Origin of the sequence: Motiliproteus sp. MSK22-1 (assembly GCF_001968815.1) — a bacterium.
Classification (GTDB): Bacteria; Pseudomonadota; Gammaproteobacteria; order Pseudomonadales; family Balneatricaceae; genus Motiliproteus.
Window position 1 is genome coordinate 61292 of sequence record NZ_MIEQ01000020.1, and the last position, 21367, is coordinate 82658.

Consider the following 21367-nt stretch of genomic DNA (forward strand, 5'->3'; position numbering starts at 1 on the left):
AGACATCTATATCACAGCCCTGAGCTGTTCTATCAAAGCCCTGTGCTTTGAAATCTCTGACTAGAGCCGCTATGGGAAGCAAAATTTAGTGATCACGCTCAACAACGTAGTCTGCTAACTGCCTTAACAGTATAGCTTTGTCATCAAATTCCGATAATGCAGATAAGGCCGCCTGATGCAGTTCTGCAGCCTTTACTTTTGCAACCTCCATACCCAACAGTGATGGATAGGTGGGTTTATCCAGAGCGATGTCTGCCCCCTGTTGCTTGCCTAAAACCCGGGTATCTCCTTCCACATCAAGAATGTCATCCTGAACCTGAAACGCCAGTCCAATAGCATCGGCATAACGATCCAAAGCAAGCAGCTGTTCTTCGGTAGCCCCCCCCGATGCCAGCGCTCCCATACGAACACTGGCACGGATTAAAGCACCTGTTTTAAGCCCATGCATACGCTCCAACGCAGACAAATTCAGCTGCGACCCGGCCGCAACAGTATCAATCATCTGTCCAGCCACCATACCTTTGTCCCCACTGGCCAGAGCAAGCGTTTGCACAATAGCCATCTGCCGAGCTGGATCAAGATAATCCGAAGGTCTGGACAGAATCTCAAAAGCCAGTGTCTGGAGAGCATCTCCCGCCAATATCGCTGTCGCTTCATCAAACGCGATATGGCAGGTTGGCTTCCCGCGACGCAGGTCATCATCATCCATCGCGGGTAAATCATCATGAATCAGAGAATAGGCATGAATACACTCAACAGCAGCAGCTACCGGGTCTGCGGCGGCTGGATTTCCACCCAGAGCTTCACAAGCCGCGTATACCAATACCGGACGCAATCGCTTTCCACCATTAAATGTAGAGTAAGACATTGCATCGAAAAGTTGCCTGGCTATCTCAGCACTCTCAAGGTAGTGCTCCAGATTCTGATCGACTCTATCTCGCCATTGACTGACGGCAGCGGTAAAGCTCATTCCTGATCGAAAGCCTCCAGCGGTTTAGCTGTCAGCTCACCATTCTGTTCTATCAGAACCTGCACTCGTTGCTCAGCCTTTTCCAGCCGTTGCTGGCATTCCCTTGTCAACTTGACTCCATTTTCAAAAGCTTCCAGGGACTGCTCTAAAGTCATATCTCCCTGTTCCATCCGGGTCACCAGAGATTCAAGCTCAGCCAGACTCTGCTCAAAATCTGGTTCTTTTCTTGTGCGGGGCATAGCTACAACTTCTTTTATGGGTTTCTGATTTAGTCAATTTCTGGTTTGATCGGTTGTTGTTGACCGCTTTATTGTCGAAGCGACTACCCTACCCTAGGCAGATATGGCGGTCAATCCAGCAGACACTATACTCAATGTCCTGGCTAAAAACAGTGCCAGTCGTCAGCGATAATCTGGAGCCACTGGCTGTTCTGGCTGGGTTTTACCCGGTTGTAATGATTAGCAACGGGAAGAGTCTGATAATTAACCCGATTATCAATGAGAAAATACTGATAAATCGTAGATCTTCAGCCAATGGCATGGTTTTTTTGGTATTATCCCCAGTTCTTTAGCTCGTTTATCAACAGGCCAATATATTTCAGTTGCCCTACAGGCAGCAGCTCTAGTGAGGAAAGTTGGTGGATATCGCAACACTTGTGGGCCTTATCGGTTCTTTTGGCATCATCATCTCGGCTATTGTACTGGGCGGAAGCGCAGGCATGTTCATCAACCCTCCTTCATTGCTGATCGTAGTCGGCGGAGCGACTATGGTGGTGCTGATGAAATTTACTTTGAGCGGTTTTTTGGGCGCAGGCAAAGTCGCAGCCAAAGCTTTCATGTTTAAGTCTACGTCACTTGAGGAACTCATAGCCGAAGCGGTGGAATTGGCTGATGCCGCTCGAAAAGGAGGACTGCTGTCCCTTGAAGAAAAAGAGGTCAGCAATGACTTCATGCAGGGCGGCATTCAATTATTGGTTGATGGCCATGATCCAGAAGTGGTTAAAACCCTGCTAAGCAAAGATAAGAATGAAGCCGAAACCCGGCACGAGCTTGGTGCTGAAGTGTTCAGCGCACTGGGGACCGTTGCCCCGGCCATGGGAATGATCGGCACACTGGTTGGTTTGGTACAGATGCTGGCTAACATGGATGACCCAAAATCCATTGGACCGGCAATGGCAGTTGCACTGTTGACTACGCTCTACGGCGCTATGATTGCCACCATGATTGCTGAACCGATTGCTGACAAACTTACCCGGCGTCGCGATGAAGAAGCAACCAGCAAAGCCCTGATTATTGATGCACTGCTGGCTATTCAAGCGGGACAAAACCCCCGTGTGATTGAATCCATGCTGAAGAATTACCTTCCCGAAGGGAAACGAGGATCCAGCGAGGCCGCTGAAGGCTAAGGCCTTTTTACGGATACTCTGATGAGCGACGAAGAAGAACAGAAATGTAAATGCCCCCAGGGGCTTCCCCCCTGGCTGGCCACATTCGCAGACTTGATGTCGTTGCTGATGTGTTTCTTCGTATTGCTTTTGTCATTTTCAGAAATGGACGTATTGAAGTTCAAACAACTTGCTGGCTCCATGCGAGAAGCCTTTGGTGTTCAAAACCGTATAAAGGTAAAAGACATTCCTAAGGGAACAAGCATTATTGCGCAGGAGTTCAGCCCCGGTCGACCAGAACCAACCCCACTTAACGAAGTTCGTCAATTCACAACCGAAACGGCCAAGCAAAATCTGGACGTTAGAAGACAAGAAGGACAGGAAAAACACCTGGACCCCAAAGCAGGGGAAATCCAGGAAATCATGAAAAAAATGCAGGATTCCCAGGCACAAAGTAAGGCTGAAGCTCGGGAAGATGCGTTAATGATGGCAATGGCCCTGCAAAAAGAAATTGGTGAGGGCAGCGTTGATGTGGAAACCAAGGAAGGCAAAGTTATTATCCGAGTCCGTGAAAAAGGTTCTTTCGAGTCCGGAGCCGCAGAGCTGAATTTTGAATTTATCCCCATTATCGCCAAAATTCGTGATGTGCTGTTAACGGTGGAGGGCAGCGTATCCATAGAAGGCCATTCAGACAATATTCCAATATCCACCGCAGAATTTTCATCCAACTGGGGACTTTCTTCTGCCCGGGCCCTCTCCGTAGCTCAGGAACTATTTGCTGACGGTCGAATCGATCAGAGCAAGTACCAGGTGATCGGCTTTGCTGACTCAAGACCACTGGCCCCTAACGACACTGCTCAGAACAGAGCTCTCAACCGTCGGGTAGAAATAGTGATCCAAAAGGGTAAAGATCAAGAGCTATTAAAACGCCTGCCCGCACTTCCAGAAGGCACAGAAATAGAAGGCACCGATTTGGCACCTTCAGAAATATTCTGACGAAGAGACATATTCAGCCAGACACCCGACTCGCAAAACTCTTATTCAGCAACTAACTGCTCAACCAGGGTAAAGCCAGTCTCAGGAGCCAGTTGCTGCTGAATAGCAGGCAGCAGAGAGCCCATTTGTTCTGGAAGCACCCAGGGAGGATTAATCGCCAAAAGCCCACTGGCAGTCATTCCATAATCCTCAGTGTCCGCGGTGACAGCCAGTTCAAATTGCCAAAGGTCCCGCACAGCCCCCTTTTTCAATCTCGATATCATTCGATTAACCCACTGTCGTTGTACAACAGGATACCAAACTAAAAACACACCATGGGACATACGTTTGTAGCCTTGCAGGATACTGTCAGCTACCTGGTCGTAGTCACTTTTAAGTTCGTAGGAAGGGTCCGTTAATACAAGCGCCCGTTTATTCTTAGCAGGGAGAAGTGCTTTAAGGCTGTCAAAACCATTACTCTGCGCTACCCTCACACGTCGATCCTTGCTGAATGAATGATCCAGTACCTTATGATCAGCAGGGTGCAGCTCAAACAGGCAAAGCCGGTCCTCGGAGCGCAACAGATCGGCCGCCAACCGCGGAGATCCCGGGTATTGGCGTCTTTTTAAATAGGGTTCAACAAGGGTACGATAAGTATCGACTGCTTTTGGCAACACATTGAAATTCAGGGCACCGATACCTTCTATGGCCTCACCCGTCTTTCGTGCTTCACTATTATCCAGACCATAACCTCCAGCACCGGCATGGGTATCAATATAGAGTACAGGTGCAGCCTTACGTAGCAGGTACTCCAACGTATTAACCAGCACCAGATGCTTAATCACATCTGCATGATTCCCTGCATGGAAGGCGTGTCGATAACTTAGCATAAAGGGTCCAGCATAGAAGAAAATTCAGAGAGTAAAAACAAGGCGGCCACCATATCGACAAATACAAACCTTAGCCAGCAATATGTAACTATTTCTGGTAAGCGGTGTACTTCTGGGATTTGCCTCGGGCTTGCTCTGCTGGGTATTTCTCAGCATTTTTCTGCATTTTAACGGCAACCGCCTTGGGGATATCAATATTCAACTTATCCGCCAGACGAATGAGATAGACCTGAACATCGGCTATTTCATCAGCGATTTCGGCTAATGCTGCCTGATCAGGCGCCGCTGACTCCTCTTGCGTCAGCCATTGAAAATGTTCTAACAGCTCCCCCGCTTCCACGTTCAAAGCCATCGCCAGGTTTTTAGGGGAATGAAACTGGTCCCAGTCTCGCTCACTGGCAAAGCCCCTAACTTGTTGTTTAATTAACTCAAAGGGATTTTCTGACATAGCAATCTCGTGATAACAAAACAATGAAGTGACAAATCATCAAGGACAAGACTGAGAAGAAATACTCCTAACTCCCAAACAGATTCATATAAGACTGAAACAGATATTCTCCTTGATGAATCTATAAATCGACTATATTAAAGCTTAGTAATTTTAGATCCAAGGTTCTCTCTACAGGCTTCAAGGAAGCCGGTCTTATCTTCAGCGGTCTCTGGCTTACCGCCATATTTCTGAAAGCACGGGGAAGATAGTCGTCGACACTTTTGAGTCCCTGATTCCGAATTATCGATTACGTTCAGGTTAAGTATTAGCCTATGGAAAAAACAAACTGGCGAAAGTCTTCTCAAGTGAAGATCGACTTGCTGATTATCATTGGCTTCAATGTCGGTATGTTTTTGATTTTTTCCAGTATGGATATGCTGGAACTGATCGTTGATTTAGCCGAGCAGTACGAAGAGTGGGAAATTGACGAAATCATCCCGCTGTTTTTTACGATAGCCCTCTCTCTGATTATTTTTTCCCTGAGAAGATGGTCAGAAATGCGCAGGCTTTACAACGAAGTACACAAACTATCCATCACCGATCCACTAACGGGCTTATACAATCGGCGCCACTTCAATGAGACCCTCAATCTTGAAATTGAACGCTCAAAGAGAACTGGTACGCAACTTTCCATAATCATCCTCGACGTTGATTACTTCAAAAAAATCAATGATATTCAAGGTCATAACATCGGCGATCGAGTTCTGTGCCAATTCTCCTCAATTCTTACTGAGGTAACTCGTAAAATTGACACCGTTGCTCGCTGGGGCGGAGAAGAATTTATTATTCTCTGTCCTCATACCAGTCTTGGGAATGCCGAAGCAATCGCTGAAAAACTGATGAGCGCAATTCACGATTTCGAGTTTGATAGAGTAGGAAAAATCACAGCAACCATCGGTGCTGTATCTGCCTGTCCCGATGAAACATCGGCATCGATTATCAACAGAGCAGACGTTTGCCTTTATAAAGGCAAAAACAATGGCCGAAACTGCATTACCTTGGATAACGAACTATGTGAGTAGTAAAGCATTTTCACTAAAGCGACAAAAAACAGCCGGAGTAAATAGCAGCAACAATTAAGACTAACAGGGACTTCCCCCGTTAGTCTTTGATGGAACCAGCAGCCTGAAACGCCCTCTGGAAAATCAGCGAAGATTGCCGCTACTCAGTAAAGGATTAGGAAGGGAACGCAAACTGCGCACCTTCACGAACCCCGGCAGAAGGCCAGCGCTGAGTGACTGTCTTACGCTTGGTATAAAAACGCACTGAATCGGGGCCATAGGCATGCAAATCACCAAATAGCGAACGCTTCCAGCCACCAAAGCTATGATAAGAGACAGGAACTGGCAGAGGTACGTTAATACCAACCATTCCCACATTGATGTTATCGCTGAAATAACGGGCAGCTTCCCCATCACGGGTAAAGATACAGGTACCGTTGCCATACTCATGGGCATCAATCAGGTCCATTGCTTCCTGCATCGATTCAACCCGAACCACTTGCAGTACCGGCCCAAAAATTTCTTCTTTATAGCTGCGCATTTCCGGTGTGACCTGATCAATCAGAGTACCGCCCACAAAGAAGCCGTTTTCATGGCCTTCCACCTGAGGGTTACGCCCATCAACCACGACAGTCGCGCCCTGCTCTTCTGCACTGTTAATATAACCGACAACTTTATCTTGGTGGGCCTTGGTAATCACTGGACCAAAATCATTGCTGCTATCGCTGTAGGCGCCGACTTTCAAAGGCCCCATTGCTTCTTTCATTTTTGATACTAAGGTATCCGCAGCCTGATCACCGACGGCAACAGCAACTGATAAAGCCATACAACGCTCACCGGATGAACCAAAGGCAGCCCCCAGAAGCTGGTTTACTGCATTGTCCATATCGGCATCGGGCATAACAATCGCATGGTTCTTGGCCCCCCCCAGAGCCTGGCAACGCTTACCATTAGCATTTGCCGTAGTATAGATGTACTCCGCAATAGGGGTAGAACCAACAAAACTGACAGCTTTGATACGCTCATCCGTCAATAAAGTATCTACCGCTTCTTTATCGCCATTAACGACATTCAGAACACCAGCCGGTAAACCCGCTTCGTGCAGAAGTTCCGCAATCAACATAGTCGAGGAAGGGTCACGCTCGGACGGCTTCAGTACAAAGCAATTTCCGCAGACAATTGCCATCGGATACATCCACAGTGGCACCATGGCTGGGAAGTTAAATGGCGTGATTCCCACGACAACTCCCAAGGGTTGCATCTCACTCCAAGAATCAATCGCAGGGCCTACGTTCTTGCTGTGCTCACCTTTCAGCAGCTCAGGTGCATAACAGGCATATTCCACATTCTCTATACCCCGTTGCAATTCACCAGCAGCATCATGGCTAATCTTACCGTGCTCTTCACCTATCAGGCTGATGATACGGTCAGAATTTTGCTCCAGCAGTTCTTTAAAGCGAAACATCACACGAGCGCGCTTGGCCGGTGGAGTATTCCGCCACTCTGGATAAGCCGCCTGTGCGGCAGCAATGGCTTCTTCAACCGTCGCTTTTTCTGCCAACGCAACCTGCTTGCTTACGGTTCCGGTAGACGGATTAAAAACGTCCTGAGTACGTTGCGCATCAGTACGCATTTCGCCATTGATCAGATGTCCAACTGTGGTCATTTGGTAAACCTCACGGAGTAGCTGTTTATTCTTAAATTCAGCTTGTATTAAAAGGGTACGTATCAAAAAAGTATGTGATTCCTGTGCCAGTCATGGCTACTGCTATCAATCGTTAGCCGAAACATCAGTTGCCAGGGGTCAAAACCAATAGACCGGAATCCAACACTCTTATCTATTCGAACTCGTTAATCCAGTTCATTGATCGATTCGCCAATAGCATTAATCACATTATCGATCTCTTCGCGCTCAACGATAAACGGTAGACCCAGTTGAATAGTGTCACCGCCATAACGAACGTAGAATCCTTTCTCCCAGCACTTCATGGCTATTTCATAGGGTCGTCGTGCAGGCTCACCGGGATAAGCCTCTATCTGCAGCCCACCGGCCAAACCATAGTTACGAATGTCACTGATATATTTCGTTCCCTTCAGACTATGAAGAGCCTCTTCAAAAACAGGACTCATCTCTTTAACCCGGGGTACCAGATTATCCTGTTGAAGGACGTCCAGAGATGCCAATGCCGCAGCACAGGCAACAGGGTGACCAGAGTAGGTATAACCGTGAGGCAGCTCCATCATATAATCCGGACCACCATTATCCATAAAGGTCTGATAGATATCGGCGCTGGTGATAACCGCTCCCATAGGAACAGCACCGTTGGTTAATTGCTTAGCCACGTTGATGATGTCTGGTGTAACACCAAACTCTTCCGCCCCGGTATTTGAACCCATACGACCGAAACCGGTAATCACTTCATCAAAAATAAGCAAGATATTATGCTGATCACAGATTTCCCGGAGCCGCTTCAGATAACCCTGCGGCGGTGGAATAACACCCGCTGACCCCGCCATTGGTTCGACAATAACGGCGGCTATGTTGGAAGCATCATGCAGCGCAATCAACTCCAGCATTTCATCGGCCAGTTCAGCCCCTTTTTCGGGCATGCCGCGAGAGAAGGCATTTTCTTTAAGTAAGGTGTGCGGCAGGTGATCAGCATCAACGCCCTGTCCATAAAGCACCCGGTTCGCGCCGATCCCCCCTACACTTATGCCGCCGAAATTCACCCCATGGTATCCCTTGGATCGGCCAATCAGTTTAGTCTTGGTAGGCATACCTTTTTTACGCCAGTAGGCCCGAGCCATTTTCAGGGAAGTGTCGGCACTTTCAGAACCGGATCCGGTGTAGAACACATAATCAAGTCCTGCAGGCGTCATCTCCTTGATTCGGTTTGCCAGCTCAAAAGCCTTTGGATGGGCATACTGAAAGGCGGGCGCATAATCCAGCTGTTTCAGCTGATTGGCAACAGCCTCTGCTATTTCCGGACGACAATGCCCAGCTCCACAGGTCCATAAACCGGAGAGACCATCAAACACCTTGCGGCCTTCAGCGTCAGTAAAGTAACTGCCGTTGCCGTCCACAATAATACGTGGATCATCCTTAAACTGGCGATTGGCAGAATAAGGCATCCAGTAAGCTTCTAGTTCCGCCCGGGACATACCGGCAGACTTTGCAGTATTGAACTCTGACATGGGCTTCCTCTTGTTGTTATCGTTGGTATCTTTTCACTCAGGCACCACTGCTTTTCGGTGGCCAAGGCATCGTGTAATAACGGCTTGATTTCAGTTTGGACCTTCAGATAGGTTTTTAAAATATATTTATATTTAATCTTAGTTAAATGATTACTTACCTAAATTGACCTAATATGATTCCTATACCGAAATCCAAATCACTTGAATAACCTGAACCACTTGTCAGGAGACAGAGATTAATGCCCCCTAAGCCCGACTCTCCAAACAGTAATCGCTCTCCAAAGCAAACACTGACCAGTCCCTCGGCAGTCCAGTCCCCAGCCAAAAAAAAGACCTCCGGTATTTCGGGCCGTATTGCTGATACTGATATTCGTTTATTGCGTATCTTCAAAACCGTTGTTGAATGTGGTGGCTTTACTGCAGCAGAGGTCGAACTCAATATCAGTCGGGCTGCTATCAGTATCGCGATTGCTGATCTTGAACAACGACTGTCGCTGCGGCTATGTCAACGTGGACGAAGCGGTTTTTCAGTTACAGATCCAGGGCAAGAGGTATACCAGGCAACCTTACAGCTGCTATCAGCACTGGAGAACTTTCGTACCCATGTCAACAGCATCCATGAGCACCTGAAGGGCGAATTAAATATTGGTATTACCGATAATCTGGTCACGATGCCCCGAATGCAGATTACCCATGCCATCAAAACCCTGAAGGAAAAAGGCCCTGAAGTACGTATAAATATCCGCATGGCGCCGCCAGGAGAGCTCGAGATAGGAGTCCTGGACGGGCAATTACACATCGCTGTTGTTCCGGTGCTGAAACCATTATCCGGGCTCGAATACATTCCTCTCTACGATGAGCAATCAAACCTTTACTGTAGCAACAGCCATCCTCTTTTTATGCTGAGTGAACGGGACCTGACACAACAGGAGATAGAATCTCATGAAGCAGTTCTGCCGGCTTACGCACAACCGCCGGAAATTAAAGCATTTCAGCAACAAATGTCCGGAACAGCCACAGCAACAGACCGGGAAGGAATCGCATTTTTAATTCTTACCGGCCGCTATCTGGGTTATCTGCCCACCCATTTTGCTGAACGCTGGCTACTGCAGGGCAGTTTACGGGCACTGCTTCCCAAGCAACTGAAATACTCAACTCGTTATGCAGCAATAACCCGAAAAGGTGCTCGCCCAAACCGCGTACTGGAAAGCTACCTGGAGCAACTACAAGCACAAATTTAAAGCCCCAAACTGGCCTGAATAATCCCTTTCACAGCTGTTATTTTGTCGAGCAGAAGCCGGCAGAAAATTTTTTATTCGCTGGAAGCCCGATAATACGGAGCCTGGAGCCTAACCACCAAACTTATTTTTTACCTTTTGGAAAAAATCACTTGCCAGCTGTTTTTTTCAGGCATAGGATTTACCAAAAGGTAAAAATAAGAATTCTAATGATGGAATCAGATTGACCCTTATCTGCATCCAGCCCGTCAACGCTGGCTTCGATAAGTAATATCGATTCCTGAAGACCATAGCGCCCAGATCGTTACCGATGTAGCAGCAAACACCAGCCTGCATCAAAAAAGGGTCATAGACGGAGGCACCAGATGGATGCAACGTTGCTCAGATCAGGGTCATTTCCCTGTCAACTTTTTGGATTGCTTTCAAACGCGGCCTATGGCGCGCTAAAATCTCCCTTGTTTCTTACCAATACCTCACCCTACTGCATAACTCACTTAGCTGTATCTGGTTTGACCATCTCCAACCGTTGGCTGGAGAGATTTTCATGCCTATTGCAAACAGGAAACAGAGAATTACTGATAGAAGGATCAAGATCATGAGAAAACTAAAATGTGGACTTATCCAAATGGCGCTCAAAGGAGAGACATCTGGAACCCCGGAACAGATCCGCACGCAGATGCTGGAAGCCCACATTCCACTCATTGATCAAGCGGGTGAACAGGGCGTACAGGTACTCTGTTTTCAAGAGGTTTTTACCCAACCCTATTTTTGTCCCAGCCAGGATAGTAAATGGTACGCCGCTGCAGAACGTATTCCTGAAGGACATACCGTACAGCTGATGCAAGGCTATGCAAAAAAGCACAAGATGGTGATTGTCGTTCCAATCTATGAGGAAGAAATGCCCGGCGTCTATTACAATACTGCGGCTGTCATCGATGCTGATGGTTCCTATCTGGGCAAATACCGTAAAAATCACATACCGGATGTTGCTCCTGGATTTTGGGAAAAGCTCTATTTTAAACCCGGCAACTGTGGCTACCCGGTATTTGACACCGCCTACTGCAAGCTCGGAGTCTACATCTGCTATGACCGCCATTTCCCGGAAGGATGGCGAGCCTTAGCCCTCAATGGAGCTGAGTATATCGTCAACCCATCCGCCACAGTTGCCGGTAAAAGCAAATACTTGTGGGAGCTGGAACAACCCGCTGCCGCAGCAGCCAATGGGGTATTTATAGGGGCAATCAACAGGGTTGGTAAAGAAGCCCCCTGGGATGACAAAATGGGCGAATTTTACGGTTCCAGTTATATTGCAAATCCGTTAGGTCAAATCGAAGCTCAGGCCAGTTACGATCAGGATGAGCTACTGGTGCATGAGATTGATCTTGATCAGATAAAAAACGTCCGTAACGGCTGGCAATTCTTCCGGGATCGTCGCCCTGAGAGCTATAACGAGTTGGTTGAAGCTTAAATAAGCCAGCGATAAAAACTGGACCACAACACCAGCCGATGCGACATCGCTGAAGAGAAGGTTAAACCGTCGCTGATAAAAAAACAGTCAATAATAAAAAACGAGGATGCACTATGAGTACCAATAGCGCTGGGAGTACCAATAGAGCAGGAGGTAGCGGCAAAGCCGGCACTTCATCTGCTGTCAGGGTAGGAGAGTTCTTCGAGCTTGATACCGGTCCCGATGTCAGTGATAGCGATCACTATAACGAAGATATAGCTCCAACGAGAGTAAAGGAGCGAACCTGGTCCACCTGGAACGTAGCGGCTCTTTGGGTTGGTATGGCTATTTGTGTACCAACCTACACCCTTGGTGGTGTTTTAACCGCTTACTTTGGACTCTCTGTTGGCGAAGCATTAATTACTATCCTCGTTGCCAATATGGTGGTACTGGTCCCCCTGACTCTTAATGCCTATGCAGGTACCAAATACGGCATTCCCTTTCCAGTGTTGCTACGTTCATCCTTTGGTATTCTGGGTTCAAATATTCCCTGCCTGATTAGAGCATTAGTTGCCTGTGGCTGGTTCGGAATCCAAACGATGTTTGGCGGCCTTGCGATCCACATTCTTCTTTCCAATATACTGCCAGGATGGGAAAGTCTGGGCAGTACCGGTGAAGTCATCGGCTTCTTTGTCTTCCTGGTGATGAACCTGTACATCGTTATCAAAGGCGCTGAATCCATCAAAATAATGGAAACCCTGTCAGCACCTCTGTTACTGGCTGTGAGCATCGGCTTAATGATGTGGGCAACACCACAAATATCACTGACTGAAATTTTGTCCACCCCCGCCAACCGTCCGGAAGAGGCTTCATTCTGGGGATACTTCTTTGGCGGACTGACAGCGATGGTTGGTTTCTGGGCCACATTGTCCCTGAATATTCCAGACTTCAGCCGCTACGTTAAATCTCAGAAAGACCAGATTGCCGGGCAAATCATCGGCCTGCCACTGACCATGTTTTTCTTCGCGGCTCTTGGTGTAGTACTGACGGCAGCCTCAACCACTCTGGTCGGTGAAACAATCTCTGATCCGGTAACACTGATCGGAAAAATCGACAGTCCATTTTGGGTTGTGATCGCTATGGTGATGATCATTATCGCCACCCTGTCCACTAATACAGCGGCCAACATCGTCTCTCCTACGAATGATTTTCAGAACATCGCCCCCAAGAAGATCAATCAGACCCGCGGAGTTCTGCTCACCGGTGCTGTTGGTATTCTGCTGATGGGATGGGAATTACTTAAAAAACTGGGTTTAATCGAATCAGATGTTAGTGTCGAAGCCATGTATACCGGCTGGCTACTAGGCTACTCAAGCCTGCTAGGGCCTATTGCAGGCATCATGATTGTCGATTATTTCATCATTAAACGTCAGTTTCTGAATCTGCCTGAACTGTATAAAACCCATGGTATTTACGCCGGTATTAACAGCGCCGGAATGATCGCCTTTGTAGTTCCTGTGATTCTCACCATTTTTTCACTGACCACTGGCACACTGAGCTGGTTCTATGACTATGGCTGGTTTACCGGTTCCATCCTCGGTGGTCTGTTGTATTGGGTTACTGCCGCCAAACAACCAGATACCTTACAGGAAGGGGTTACTCTGGGTAACTGATAAAGCGCTAATCATCGCTGGCGTTAGTACTCAACGGTGAGCTTCGGATCGGAGCTCACTTCATTCTTAGTTCAATTGTGAGAATCGATCTTTGATTTTCAGGGCATGTCATTGCCTCATCAACCATTTAATCAACTACTTGAACAGCTAAATCGTTAATAACCTAAGTCATTTAAAAGTTCCCAGAAAGGAGAGACTACCATGTCCATTGTGATTCGTGGCGGTACCGTGGTCACCGCAGAGCGGACATTCGCCGCAGATGTTTACTGTGAGAACAGCAAGATTGCAGCGATAGGTGAAAACCTTGAGGTCCCGACGGGTGCAGAAGTCCTGGATGCCACCGGCCAGTATATAATGCCGGGAGGTATCGATCCCCATACCCATATGCAACTCCCTTTTATGGGGACGGTCGCCAGTGAAGACTTCTATACGGGCACCGCAGCCGGTTTGGCTGGCGGCAATACCAGTATTATTGATTTTGTTATTCCGGCACCACAACAACCACTCATGGAAGCCTACAACCAATGGAAGGACTGGGCTGAAAAATCTGCTGCCGACTATAGCTTTCATGTAGCCGTCACCTGGTGGGATGAGTCCGTTGAGGAAGATATGGGCACTCTGGTTCGTGATCATGGAGTCAATAGTTTTAAACACTTTATGGCTTATAAAAATGCCATCATGGCGGATGACGAAATTCTGGTAAACAGCTTCCGTCGCTGTATGGAATTGGGAGCAGTACCCACAGTACACGCCGAAAACGGCGAACTGGTATTTCAACTACAGCAACAGATGCTGGCAAAAGGGATCACAGGACCAGAGGGTCACCCATTGAGCAGACCCCCTGCTGTCGAAGGAGAGGCCGCTAATCGTGCGATCCGTATCGCTCAAGTAATGAATGTACCAATCTATATTGTCCACGTTTCCTGCAAAGAATCACTGGATGCCATTGTTCGCGCTCGCAACGAAGGTCAACGGGTGTTTGGGGAATGTCTGGCCGGCCACCTGGTGGTCGATGACAGCGTCTATCGCAATGAAGATTTTGAGTTCGCTGCAGCCCATGTCATGAGCCCACCATTCCGTTCCAGTGAACACCAGACTGCATTATGGCAAGGACTACAAAGTGGTAATCTGCAAACCACAGCCACCGACCACTGTTGTTTTTGTGCCGATCAGAAAGCTGCCGGAAAAGATGATTTCAGTAAAATCCCCAACGGCACGGCAGGTGTAGAAGATAGAATGGCTGTACTCTGGGATCAGGGAGTAAACAGCGGACGACTGACAATGAATGAATTTGTCGAAGTGACTTCCGCCAATGCAGCCAAGATTTTTAACATCTATCCCCGCAAAGGCTCTGTCAGTATCGGGGCCGATGCCGACCTGGTGGTTTGGGATCCAGAGGGAACCCGCACTATTTCAGCCAAAACCCACCACCAGAATATCGACTTTAACATCTTCGAAGGTCGCACGGTAAAAGGAATCCCATCCCATACCCTCAGCCAGGGCAAGGTTGTCTGGGCCAATGGGGAATTAAGGGCAGAGAAAGGCGCTGGTAAATATATTCATCGTCCTGCTTTTAATCCTATGTTTGATGCACTCTCCAAGCAGGCCGAACGCAATGCTCCAACGGCGGTAAAGCGCAAGCTGTAAAACCGTCCCTGCAGCCATCAGTATTTGCTGAACGGTTTTCAACTTCATGAGGGGGTTGAGAATCAATCAGGAAATCGTCGCGCAAGCGTCGTCCTTTTAGGGGGGGTGGGAAATCCCCCCCCCCTTTTTTTTCTTCCAGCCACTAGTCCAACCATTCACATTGAGTTACATCAGTGTCGCAACGAAAGGAGCAAATCATGATCTGGCTTAGCGTCATCATCGTACTCACCGCTGGGGCCATGTTGCCGATGCAGGCTGGCGTCAATGCCCAATTAGCCCGCAGTGGTGGCCATGCACTATGGGCATCCGGCGCCTCCTTTTTTGTCGGCACCCTGGCATTGTTAATCGTTTACACCGGTCTTCGTCATCCATGGCCTGGAATAATGCAGCTTAAAGAAGCCCCTTATTGGGCCTGGACCGGTGGATTAATGGGTGCTTTTTTTGTTACCAGCATGGTTTTTTTTGCTCCCAGGCTTGGAGCAACAACACTGCTTGCATTAGTCATTGCCGGACAGATGAGCGCTTCTCTGGTGTTGGATCATTTTGGGGCCTTGGGCTTTAATACTCAGGAAATTAATATCTGGCGAATTGTCGGCGTTCTGTTAATCGCAGCAGGGGTAGTACTGGTAAAAAAATTCTGAATATAAATGCAGAAAAAGTCACTGATTCTTACTATCAGTTTCAACTTAATTATCAGCTGCCAACGCAGTCGTAGAGCACCCCACGTTAATCAGCTGCTCACTCAACAAAGGAAATAACTCCACCAAACCAGGCCTCTGGCACAATAAAATATGGTTATTGTTTTTTCTTCCCGTAACAAGGTTGCTGGATTAACTTGGTTAGGCAATAATGTCCCGATCTATGATTATTGGTTTATATCGCCACATCTAATCTGATTGGAATGGAAACACCTAATGATTACAAGGACATACCTTCTTTCTTCTCCGCCTGTCTATAAGCTTTTAACTTACACTCTGCACACAGAGGTAGGTATTTTATAATGGCATATACAAAACGCTTGCTGCTTCAACCGATTCTTTTAATTACTTTGTTAATGCTAGTGTCAGGGGTGCCTATGGCTATTGGAAAAACATTTGTGCTTTGTTCTCCTTTTGCAGGTACTGCCATCACCGGGGATGGAGAGCCTGCTGCAGGTGTAGAGGTTGAACGTCAATGGACCTGGGGCTGGAACGATGAATCAGGTTCCGATCGCACTGTTACCGACGCTCAAGGAAGGTTCTCATTCCCTGTCGTAGAGGGAAGCAGCTTTACCGCCTCGTTCTTACCTCACGAGCCGCATGTCAGCCAGCGTATCATCGCCCACACTAAGAACGGTGATGTAGAGATCTGGTTTGCAGCCAAGCGGAGCTATGAGTTAAACAGTGAAATGGATGGCCGACCCACTAAAGTGATTTGCAACCTGGATCGAGAGCCCTCAGACGCGGGGCTTTACTGGGGAACCTGCGTGGAAGATAAGTAGTCGCTTGAAAATGGCGTTTGAATCCCCGTTAAAGGACGCTTGAGATATCCAGAAAACATAGTGAACTGCGATACGGTTGCCATAGCAACTCAGGATCGTAGAACTTTAATTTAAGTTCAGGGAGTTATAACCAATGAAATCGCTCGAACCACTTATTGCTGCTAAGTTAGCAGACGGTGTTTACGGAATTAGGGAAGATAACAACGTTGCACGAGGTATTGCTGGCCGAGGTGTCAGCGGTTTGAACGAGTTCTTCGATATAGGAAGTGCAGTTATCGCCCAGGGCGTATCGGGGATGGGTCCTGTCAGTAAGGCCTCCGGCTTTGCTCTTGTTCTACAGGGAAAAGGACCGCGGCAAGGAGAAATGGCGGTAGTCGCACGAGGAACCGCAACGGGTTATGACTGGTTAAGTAATCTAAACGTCACAACGGATCGGGGTCCGTCCGGCTACAAAGTACACGCAGGGTTTAAAAAGGTTTTCTCATCCGTTGATAGTGCCATCAATGATGCACTTAAAGGTAAAAACCCATCCCGTATTCACTGTGTTGGTCATAGTCTGGGTGGCGCTGTAGCCAATCTGGCCGCCTCAAAGCTGGCAGGAGAAGGACACGGTGTTTCACTTTATACCTTCGGGGCTCCCCGTGTCGGTATGCAAGACATGGCTCAGTACCTTGTAACTAAACTGGGAGAAGAAAATATCCACAGGGTCTACAACCCATCAGATGTGGTACCCATGATTCCTATCCATCCCTTTCTCCACGCACCTACCGCCAGAGATGGTCTGCGGGTAAAAACCGGCGGAAGCTTGTTTTCCCTGAATGCTCACTACATGTCCAGCTACACCCCTGCTGTAGCTAACATGACCTGGAAGTCCCTGGCTGCTGCATCCACCGCTACACCACTGCATATCAGTGTCGATCAGTGGATAGACAAGGCCGAGGAATATGTAAAAATTCCTGGATCCAGTATGGCTATGTGGGCCTTAGGTCACGCACTTAAAGGCCTGATGGAGCTGGCACGTGTTGTCGGTGCAGCCACCTATATTGTTGGCTCGACAGTGGTTGATATCGTCGCATCGATGTTAATGAAAGCCGTTAACCTGTCAAAAGCTATTGGTGAAAAAATCATGCGCTGGGTTGGCCTGGTCATGAAATATGCCGGAAAGGCGGTTAATACTGGTAAAAACATAACTCAGGCATTTTTGCAGTGGGTACTTGAACTATTGATGCGGCCGCTGATTTCACTCGCATGGCGGGCGATTGAAAATGGTATGCGAGGCTATTAAGGGCTCTTAAGAACACTGTTACAGCCATTAACGGCGTAATAGATTGCTTCAGGCCACCCGCTGACGGGTGGCCCATCTTGGCAACAGGCTTTTTAGAGGCAATCACAGCCATCACTTTTGCATATCCTGCTCAGCGCTTTCTCACAACCTGAGTTACTCTAAACTCTGATTGTGACTCCGTTTACCATGCCTTGCCGAAGAAACCTACAAACAGTCCCAGGGGCCTCCAAGGGCTCAACTGACAACATCAGGGACCTGTTCGCAGCGTCCCTGAAGACTCTCTCAGGACTTACCGTAAACGCTGTACTACACTGAATATCAAGACAAATCAGATTGGATCAAAGCAACGAAGACCACGATAGGAAGAACGTATAACCGACTCACTCAAGGTCGCCTGCAACACCCGAATATTTAGCGCCAGAATGTGCAAGGTCAGCGCCTTAAGAATTGACAGCTCGGTTCAAGGAGAAAACAGATGAGGCTCAAACAACCTAATGTCATAGCCCTCTTTTTTACACTCGTAGGATTACTGAGCACTTCCGTATCAGCCGCCCCAATTCCGGTTACTGTCTACGCAGACAATAGCTACCCGCCTTACTCTTATTCAGAGAATGGTGAAGTTAAAGGGCTCTATGCACAAATTCTAAAAGTAGCATTTTCACGTATGCCGGATTATGCCATAAAAATCCAGGCAGTCCCTTGGAAACGAGGCCTGAGAATGCTCGAATCCGGTACAGGGTTTGCTCTCTATCCCCCTTATTTTCATCTTCAGAAAAGACCCTATATATGGCCCTATTCACTCCCCATCCTAGACGAACGCGTGGTGGTGTTCTGTCAGGACAAAGTCCTGTCTGAGAATCCTCGCTCTCGCTGGCCAAAGGATTACTATGGCCTCACTATTGGCATTAACGCAGGCTTTCATCTGGGAGGGGAAGAATTCTGGCAGGCGGTCAACAATGGGAAAATAAAAGTCATTGAGACCAATAGCAATAGCCAAAGCTTAAACGTTCTGGGACTTGGCCGGACAGACTGCTATATCAATGATCGTCTGTCTATTCAGATGGAATTGAAACGGTTAGAAAGCCAGGGTAAATATGCCCCTGGTGACAAGCACGCTCATTTAGTCGAGGGAGCAACCATCACTTTGGAGCAGGGATTTCTGGGATACACCGACAGGGATAATGGAAAATTTGCGTTTAAGCCAGACTTTCAAAAACAGTTTGATGTGCAAATCTATGAAATGCGCCGCAGCGGCGAACTTCAGAACATTATAGATCAGTTCACTTACTGACAATTCAGGGCCATAACTCGGAATCATAAATCAGAGTCACATAGCGCCAATAGTTGCATCCCGTGATTGCACAATTTATACGCAATCTTGAATCCCCCCCTGAAACTCCAGCGTTCAATCAGTTACTCATAAGTTATCCACAAGCCAAGTCACTGTTTTTGGGGATATGGCCGGCATATCCTCACCGGAATCAACACCCATAAATCTTGCCGAGCAGATAAAAATCACTCCAATTCCAGCTCTAACTTCATCTCAAAATTTTGACTTCGATCCAAGGCAATAACCTCACTAAAGGGGACAGAAGATTCTTCATTAGCGCTGATAGCGGGTAGTTTATGTTTCAGACTATCGAGTATATCCAGATGCTCTTCCGATATATCTACAAAGCGGAATACGATTCCCTCCCGGCTTTTCTCCTTTCTCAGTCTGACAAAGCTAACCTTGATATCGGTGATAACTATCTCAGGCTTATCTTGCGGCAACAGGGTCAGTTTCTTGAATACCGTTGTTTTCCCGTCCGGGAAAATCCTCTCGATACGGTTATCCTGAAACCGCTCCGGCAAATAAAGACTCCCGCCTCGGATGTTCAGGACCAGATAGCCTTTCTTAATGTTGCTCTGGTGGGCAAACGGGTTGGTAAGCGGCAACACTACGATGCACTCCGCGATGACACGATTGCCACTGAATTTACGTTTATCCGCACCAATCTCAGCCATAACTACCAACCTGATTCTCTAGACTTGCCTCGTTCTAACTAGAGTATATTCACAATTACCGGGAGGATAAAGTCAGTCCGATGATGACAGGCTTTGGAGGAACCTGAAAACAGGCTCCTTTCCAGCCCCGATATACAGACTATTGAAAACAATTATTCAGCGCTTTTTGTCATCTGTTGCGCTACTGCGGTAATATCGACCATACCCGCAGCTATGGCCTCAACTGCACCAAAAATAAACGTAATCCACTACACCTGGATAATCATCCTGTTCATCTAGCTCAGAGTACGGGAATCTTTGAGCTTTTTTGATTGGACTTCTAAGTTTGAACTTCCAGGGTGCAGGCTCCAAGGCACTAGAACAGACCTCTGGAGAAATTAACCTCTTCCTTACCTTCCTCAAGCATCAATTGACATTGAGATGGGACCGACTTGGCTATCACCCTGCCACGACGGATAACAAAAAGTCGCTCCGGCCGTAACTGCAGCGCTTCAATCGCACTCGTTGCCTGCAGTATTACCAGATCCGCATAACATCCTTTCTCCAGCCCGTAACCTTCCAGACCAAGGGCTTTGGCGCCATTATCAGTCACCGCCTGGTAAGCTTGCTGCATCTGCTGTAAACCCGTCATCTGCGCAACATGCAGCCCCATATAAGCCACGTCCAACATGTCATGGGTGCCCAGGCTGTACCAAGGGTCCATAACACAATCATGGCCAAAAGCTACATTAATACCAGCCGCCATGAGTTCAGGTACCCGTGTCATACCACGACGCTTAGGGTAACTATCACTACGCCCCTGCAAAGTAATGTTAATCAAAGGGTTGGCGATAGCATGAATCGATGCTTCGTTCATCAGTGGCAGCAGCTTACTGACATAATAGTTATCCATTGAATGCATCGAAGTCAGATGGGAGCCAGATACCCGCCCCCCCAGCCCCAAGCGCACGGTCTGGCTGGCCAGCATTTCAATATGCCGTGACATCGGATCATCACTTTCATCGCAGTGCATATCAACACGCAGGCCTCTATCGGCAGCTATTTCACAGAGCAATTGAATCGACTCACTGCCCTCGGCCATCGTACGCTCAAAATGGGGAATGCCTCCGACCACATCAACACCTTTGTCCAGAGCCCGTCGCAAATTTTCTGCCGAACGTTGATAGCGCAGATAGCCATTCTGGGGGAAAGCCACTAACTGTAAGTCGATATAGGGCTTCATTATTTCTCGAACATCCAATAGCGCATCCACTGCCAGCAAACGATCGTCGCAGATATCCACATGACTACGAATTGCCAGTGTTCCGCGCGCGATGGACCAACGGCAAAGCTCCAGTGCACGTTTCTTGATCGCTTCCGTCGTCAGATCCGGCTTAAGTTCCCCCCATAGAGAGATCCCTTCAAGTAAGGTCCCGCTCTCATTCAAACGCGGCTGTCCCAGACTCAGAGCAGAGTCCATATGGAAATGACTATCGACAAACGGCGGTGATGCAAGATAACCAGCGCCATCGATCTCTGTTATAGCCTGGGCAGATATTCCGGGGCTGATCTCAATAATACGATCTTTTTCAATCGCAATATCAATCCCTTGACGACCATCCGGTAAATTCACATTTCGTACAAGTAAATCCAGCACGATCCATTCCCTCGACAGAAAACAGCTTTTTTGCAGTTGATATTCCAGA

At 47.8% G+C, this 21367-nt stretch carries 19 protein-coding genes; 11 read left to right on the forward strand and 8 right to left on the reverse strand.

Translation table 11 applies throughout. The annotated features are described in order from the left end of the window. Nucleotides 1–85: 85 nt before the first annotated feature. Nucleotides 86–970 (reverse strand): (2E,6E)-farnesyl diphosphate synthase, encoded by an 885-nt coding sequence (gene ispA, locus BGP75_RS02290; RefSeq protein WP_076714654.1) that lies wholly within the window; start codon nt 968–970, stop codon nt 86–88. Then, entirely contained in the window at nt 967–1209 is a 243-nt protein-coding gene (locus BGP75_RS02295; protein WP_076714656.1) for an exodeoxyribonuclease VII small subunit, read from the reverse strand. The genes ispA and BGP75_RS02295 overlap by 4 nt, the downstream gene beginning before the upstream one ends. 398 nt (nt 1210–1607) lie before the next feature. On the opposite strand from BGP75_RS02295, the gene pomA reads away from it, so the two are divergent. Continuing rightward, a complete protein-coding gene (gene pomA, locus BGP75_RS02305) occupies nt 1608–2375 on the forward strand; it encodes a flagellar motor protein PomA (RefSeq protein WP_076714660.1) in 768 nt (255 codons plus the stop codon). A 21-nt stretch (nt 2376–2396) separates the two neighbouring features. Then, nucleotides 2397–3350 carry a flagellar motor protein MotB gene (locus tag BGP75_RS02310; RefSeq protein WP_076714662.1) on the forward strand — a complete coding sequence of 318 codons (954 nt, stop codon included), beginning with the start codon at nt 2397–2399 and terminating at the stop codon, nt 3348–3350. Between the two features lie 41 nt (nt 3351–3391). Here the strand turns inward: BGP75_RS02310 and BGP75_RS02315 are convergent, their stop codons facing one another. Both BGP75_RS02315 and BGP75_RS02320 read right to left on the reverse strand, forming a co-directional pair. Next, nucleotides 3392–4219, reverse strand: a complete 828-nt coding sequence (locus BGP75_RS02315) for a 23S rRNA (adenine(2030)-N(6))-methyltransferase RlmJ (RefSeq protein WP_076714665.1) — start codon at nt 4217–4219, stop codon at nt 3392–3394. Nucleotides 4220–4307: 88 nt separating this feature from the next. After that, nucleotides 4308–4667 (reverse strand): nucleotide pyrophosphohydrolase, encoded by a 360-nt coding sequence (locus BGP75_RS02320; RefSeq protein ID WP_076714667.1) that lies wholly within the window; start codon nt 4665–4667, stop codon nt 4308–4310. Between the two features lie 314 nt (nt 4668–4981). On the opposite strand from BGP75_RS02320, the gene BGP75_RS02325 reads away from it, so the two are divergent. Further along, nucleotides 4982–5731, forward strand: a complete 750-nt coding sequence (locus BGP75_RS02325; RefSeq protein WP_076714669.1) for a GGDEF domain-containing protein — start codon at nt 4982–4984, stop codon at nt 5729–5731. 154 nt (nt 5732–5885) lie between these two features. Here the strand turns inward: BGP75_RS02325 and BGP75_RS02330 are convergent, their stop codons facing one another. Together BGP75_RS02330 and BGP75_RS02335 are read right to left on the reverse strand one after the other, a co-directional pair. Continuing rightward, nucleotides 5886–7376 (reverse strand): CoA-acylating methylmalonate-semialdehyde dehydrogenase, encoded by a 1491-nt coding sequence (locus BGP75_RS02330; RefSeq protein ID WP_076714803.1) that lies wholly within the window; start codon nt 7374–7376, stop codon nt 5886–5888. 185 nt (nt 7377–7561) lie between these two features. After that, nucleotides 7562–8905: an aspartate aminotransferase family protein gene (locus BGP75_RS02335; RefSeq protein ID WP_076714671.1), complete on the reverse strand. Its 1344-nt coding sequence runs from the start codon at nt 8903–8905 to the stop codon at nt 7562–7564. 239 nt (nt 8906–9144) lie between these two features. Here BGP75_RS02335 and BGP75_RS02340 point away from each other — a divergent pair, with 239 nt between their 5' ends. From BGP75_RS02340 to BGP75_RS02375, 8 genes are all read left to right on the forward strand, one after another. Beyond that, on the forward strand, nt 9145–10146 hold the full coding sequence (locus tag BGP75_RS02340; RefSeq protein WP_083704584.1) for a LysR family transcriptional regulator: 1002 nt from the start codon (nt 9145–9147) through the stop codon (nt 10144–10146). 592 nt (nt 10147–10738) lie between these two features. Then, complete coding sequence (locus BGP75_RS02345; protein WP_076714673.1) at nt 10739–11611, forward strand: nitrilase-related carbon-nitrogen hydrolase; 873 nt, start codon at nt 10739–10741, stop codon at nt 11609–11611. Nucleotides 11612–11724: 113 nt separating this feature from the next. Then, a complete protein-coding gene (locus tag BGP75_RS02350) occupies nt 11725–13263 on the forward strand; it encodes an NCS1 family nucleobase:cation symporter-1 (RefSeq protein WP_076714676.1) in 1539 nt (512 codons plus the stop codon). Between the two features lie 201 nt (nt 13264–13464). Further along, nucleotides 13465–14910 carry a dihydropyrimidinase gene (gene hydA / locus BGP75_RS02355; protein ID WP_076714678.1) on the forward strand — a complete coding sequence of 482 codons (1446 nt, stop codon included), beginning with the start codon at nt 13465–13467 and terminating at the stop codon, nt 14908–14910. A gap of 197 nt (nt 14911–15107) precedes the next feature. Then, entirely contained in the window at nt 15108–15551 is a 444-nt protein-coding gene (locus BGP75_RS02360) for a DMT family transporter (RefSeq protein ID WP_076714680.1), read from the forward strand. Nucleotides 15552–15910: 359 nt separating this feature from the next. After that, on the forward strand, nt 15911–16390 hold the full coding sequence (locus tag BGP75_RS02365) for a DUF6795 domain-containing protein (RefSeq protein ID WP_143820960.1): 480 nt from the start codon (nt 15911–15913) through the stop codon (nt 16388–16390). 133 nt (nt 16391–16523) lie between these two features. Further along, nucleotides 16524–17675, forward strand: coding sequence for a lipase family protein (locus BGP75_RS02370; protein WP_076714682.1), 1152 nt, complete (start codon nt 16524–16526; stop codon nt 17673–17675). Nucleotides 17676–18150: 475 nt separating this feature from the next. Continuing rightward, on the forward strand, nt 18151–18966 hold the full coding sequence (locus BGP75_RS02375; RefSeq protein WP_076714684.1) for an ABC transporter substrate-binding protein: 816 nt from the start codon (nt 18151–18153) through the stop codon (nt 18964–18966). A gap of 224 nt (nt 18967–19190) precedes the next feature. Here the strand turns inward: BGP75_RS02375 and BGP75_RS02380 are convergent, their stop codons facing one another. Next, nucleotides 19191–19682 (reverse strand): hypothetical protein, encoded by a 492-nt coding sequence (locus BGP75_RS02380; RefSeq protein WP_076714686.1) that lies wholly within the window; start codon nt 19680–19682, stop codon nt 19191–19193. A gap of 355 nt (nt 19683–20037) precedes the next feature. Then, entirely contained in the window at nt 20038–21318 is a 1281-nt protein-coding gene (locus tag BGP75_RS02385; protein WP_076714688.1) for an amidohydrolase family protein, read from the reverse strand. Nucleotides 21319–21367: the final 49 nt, after the last annotated feature.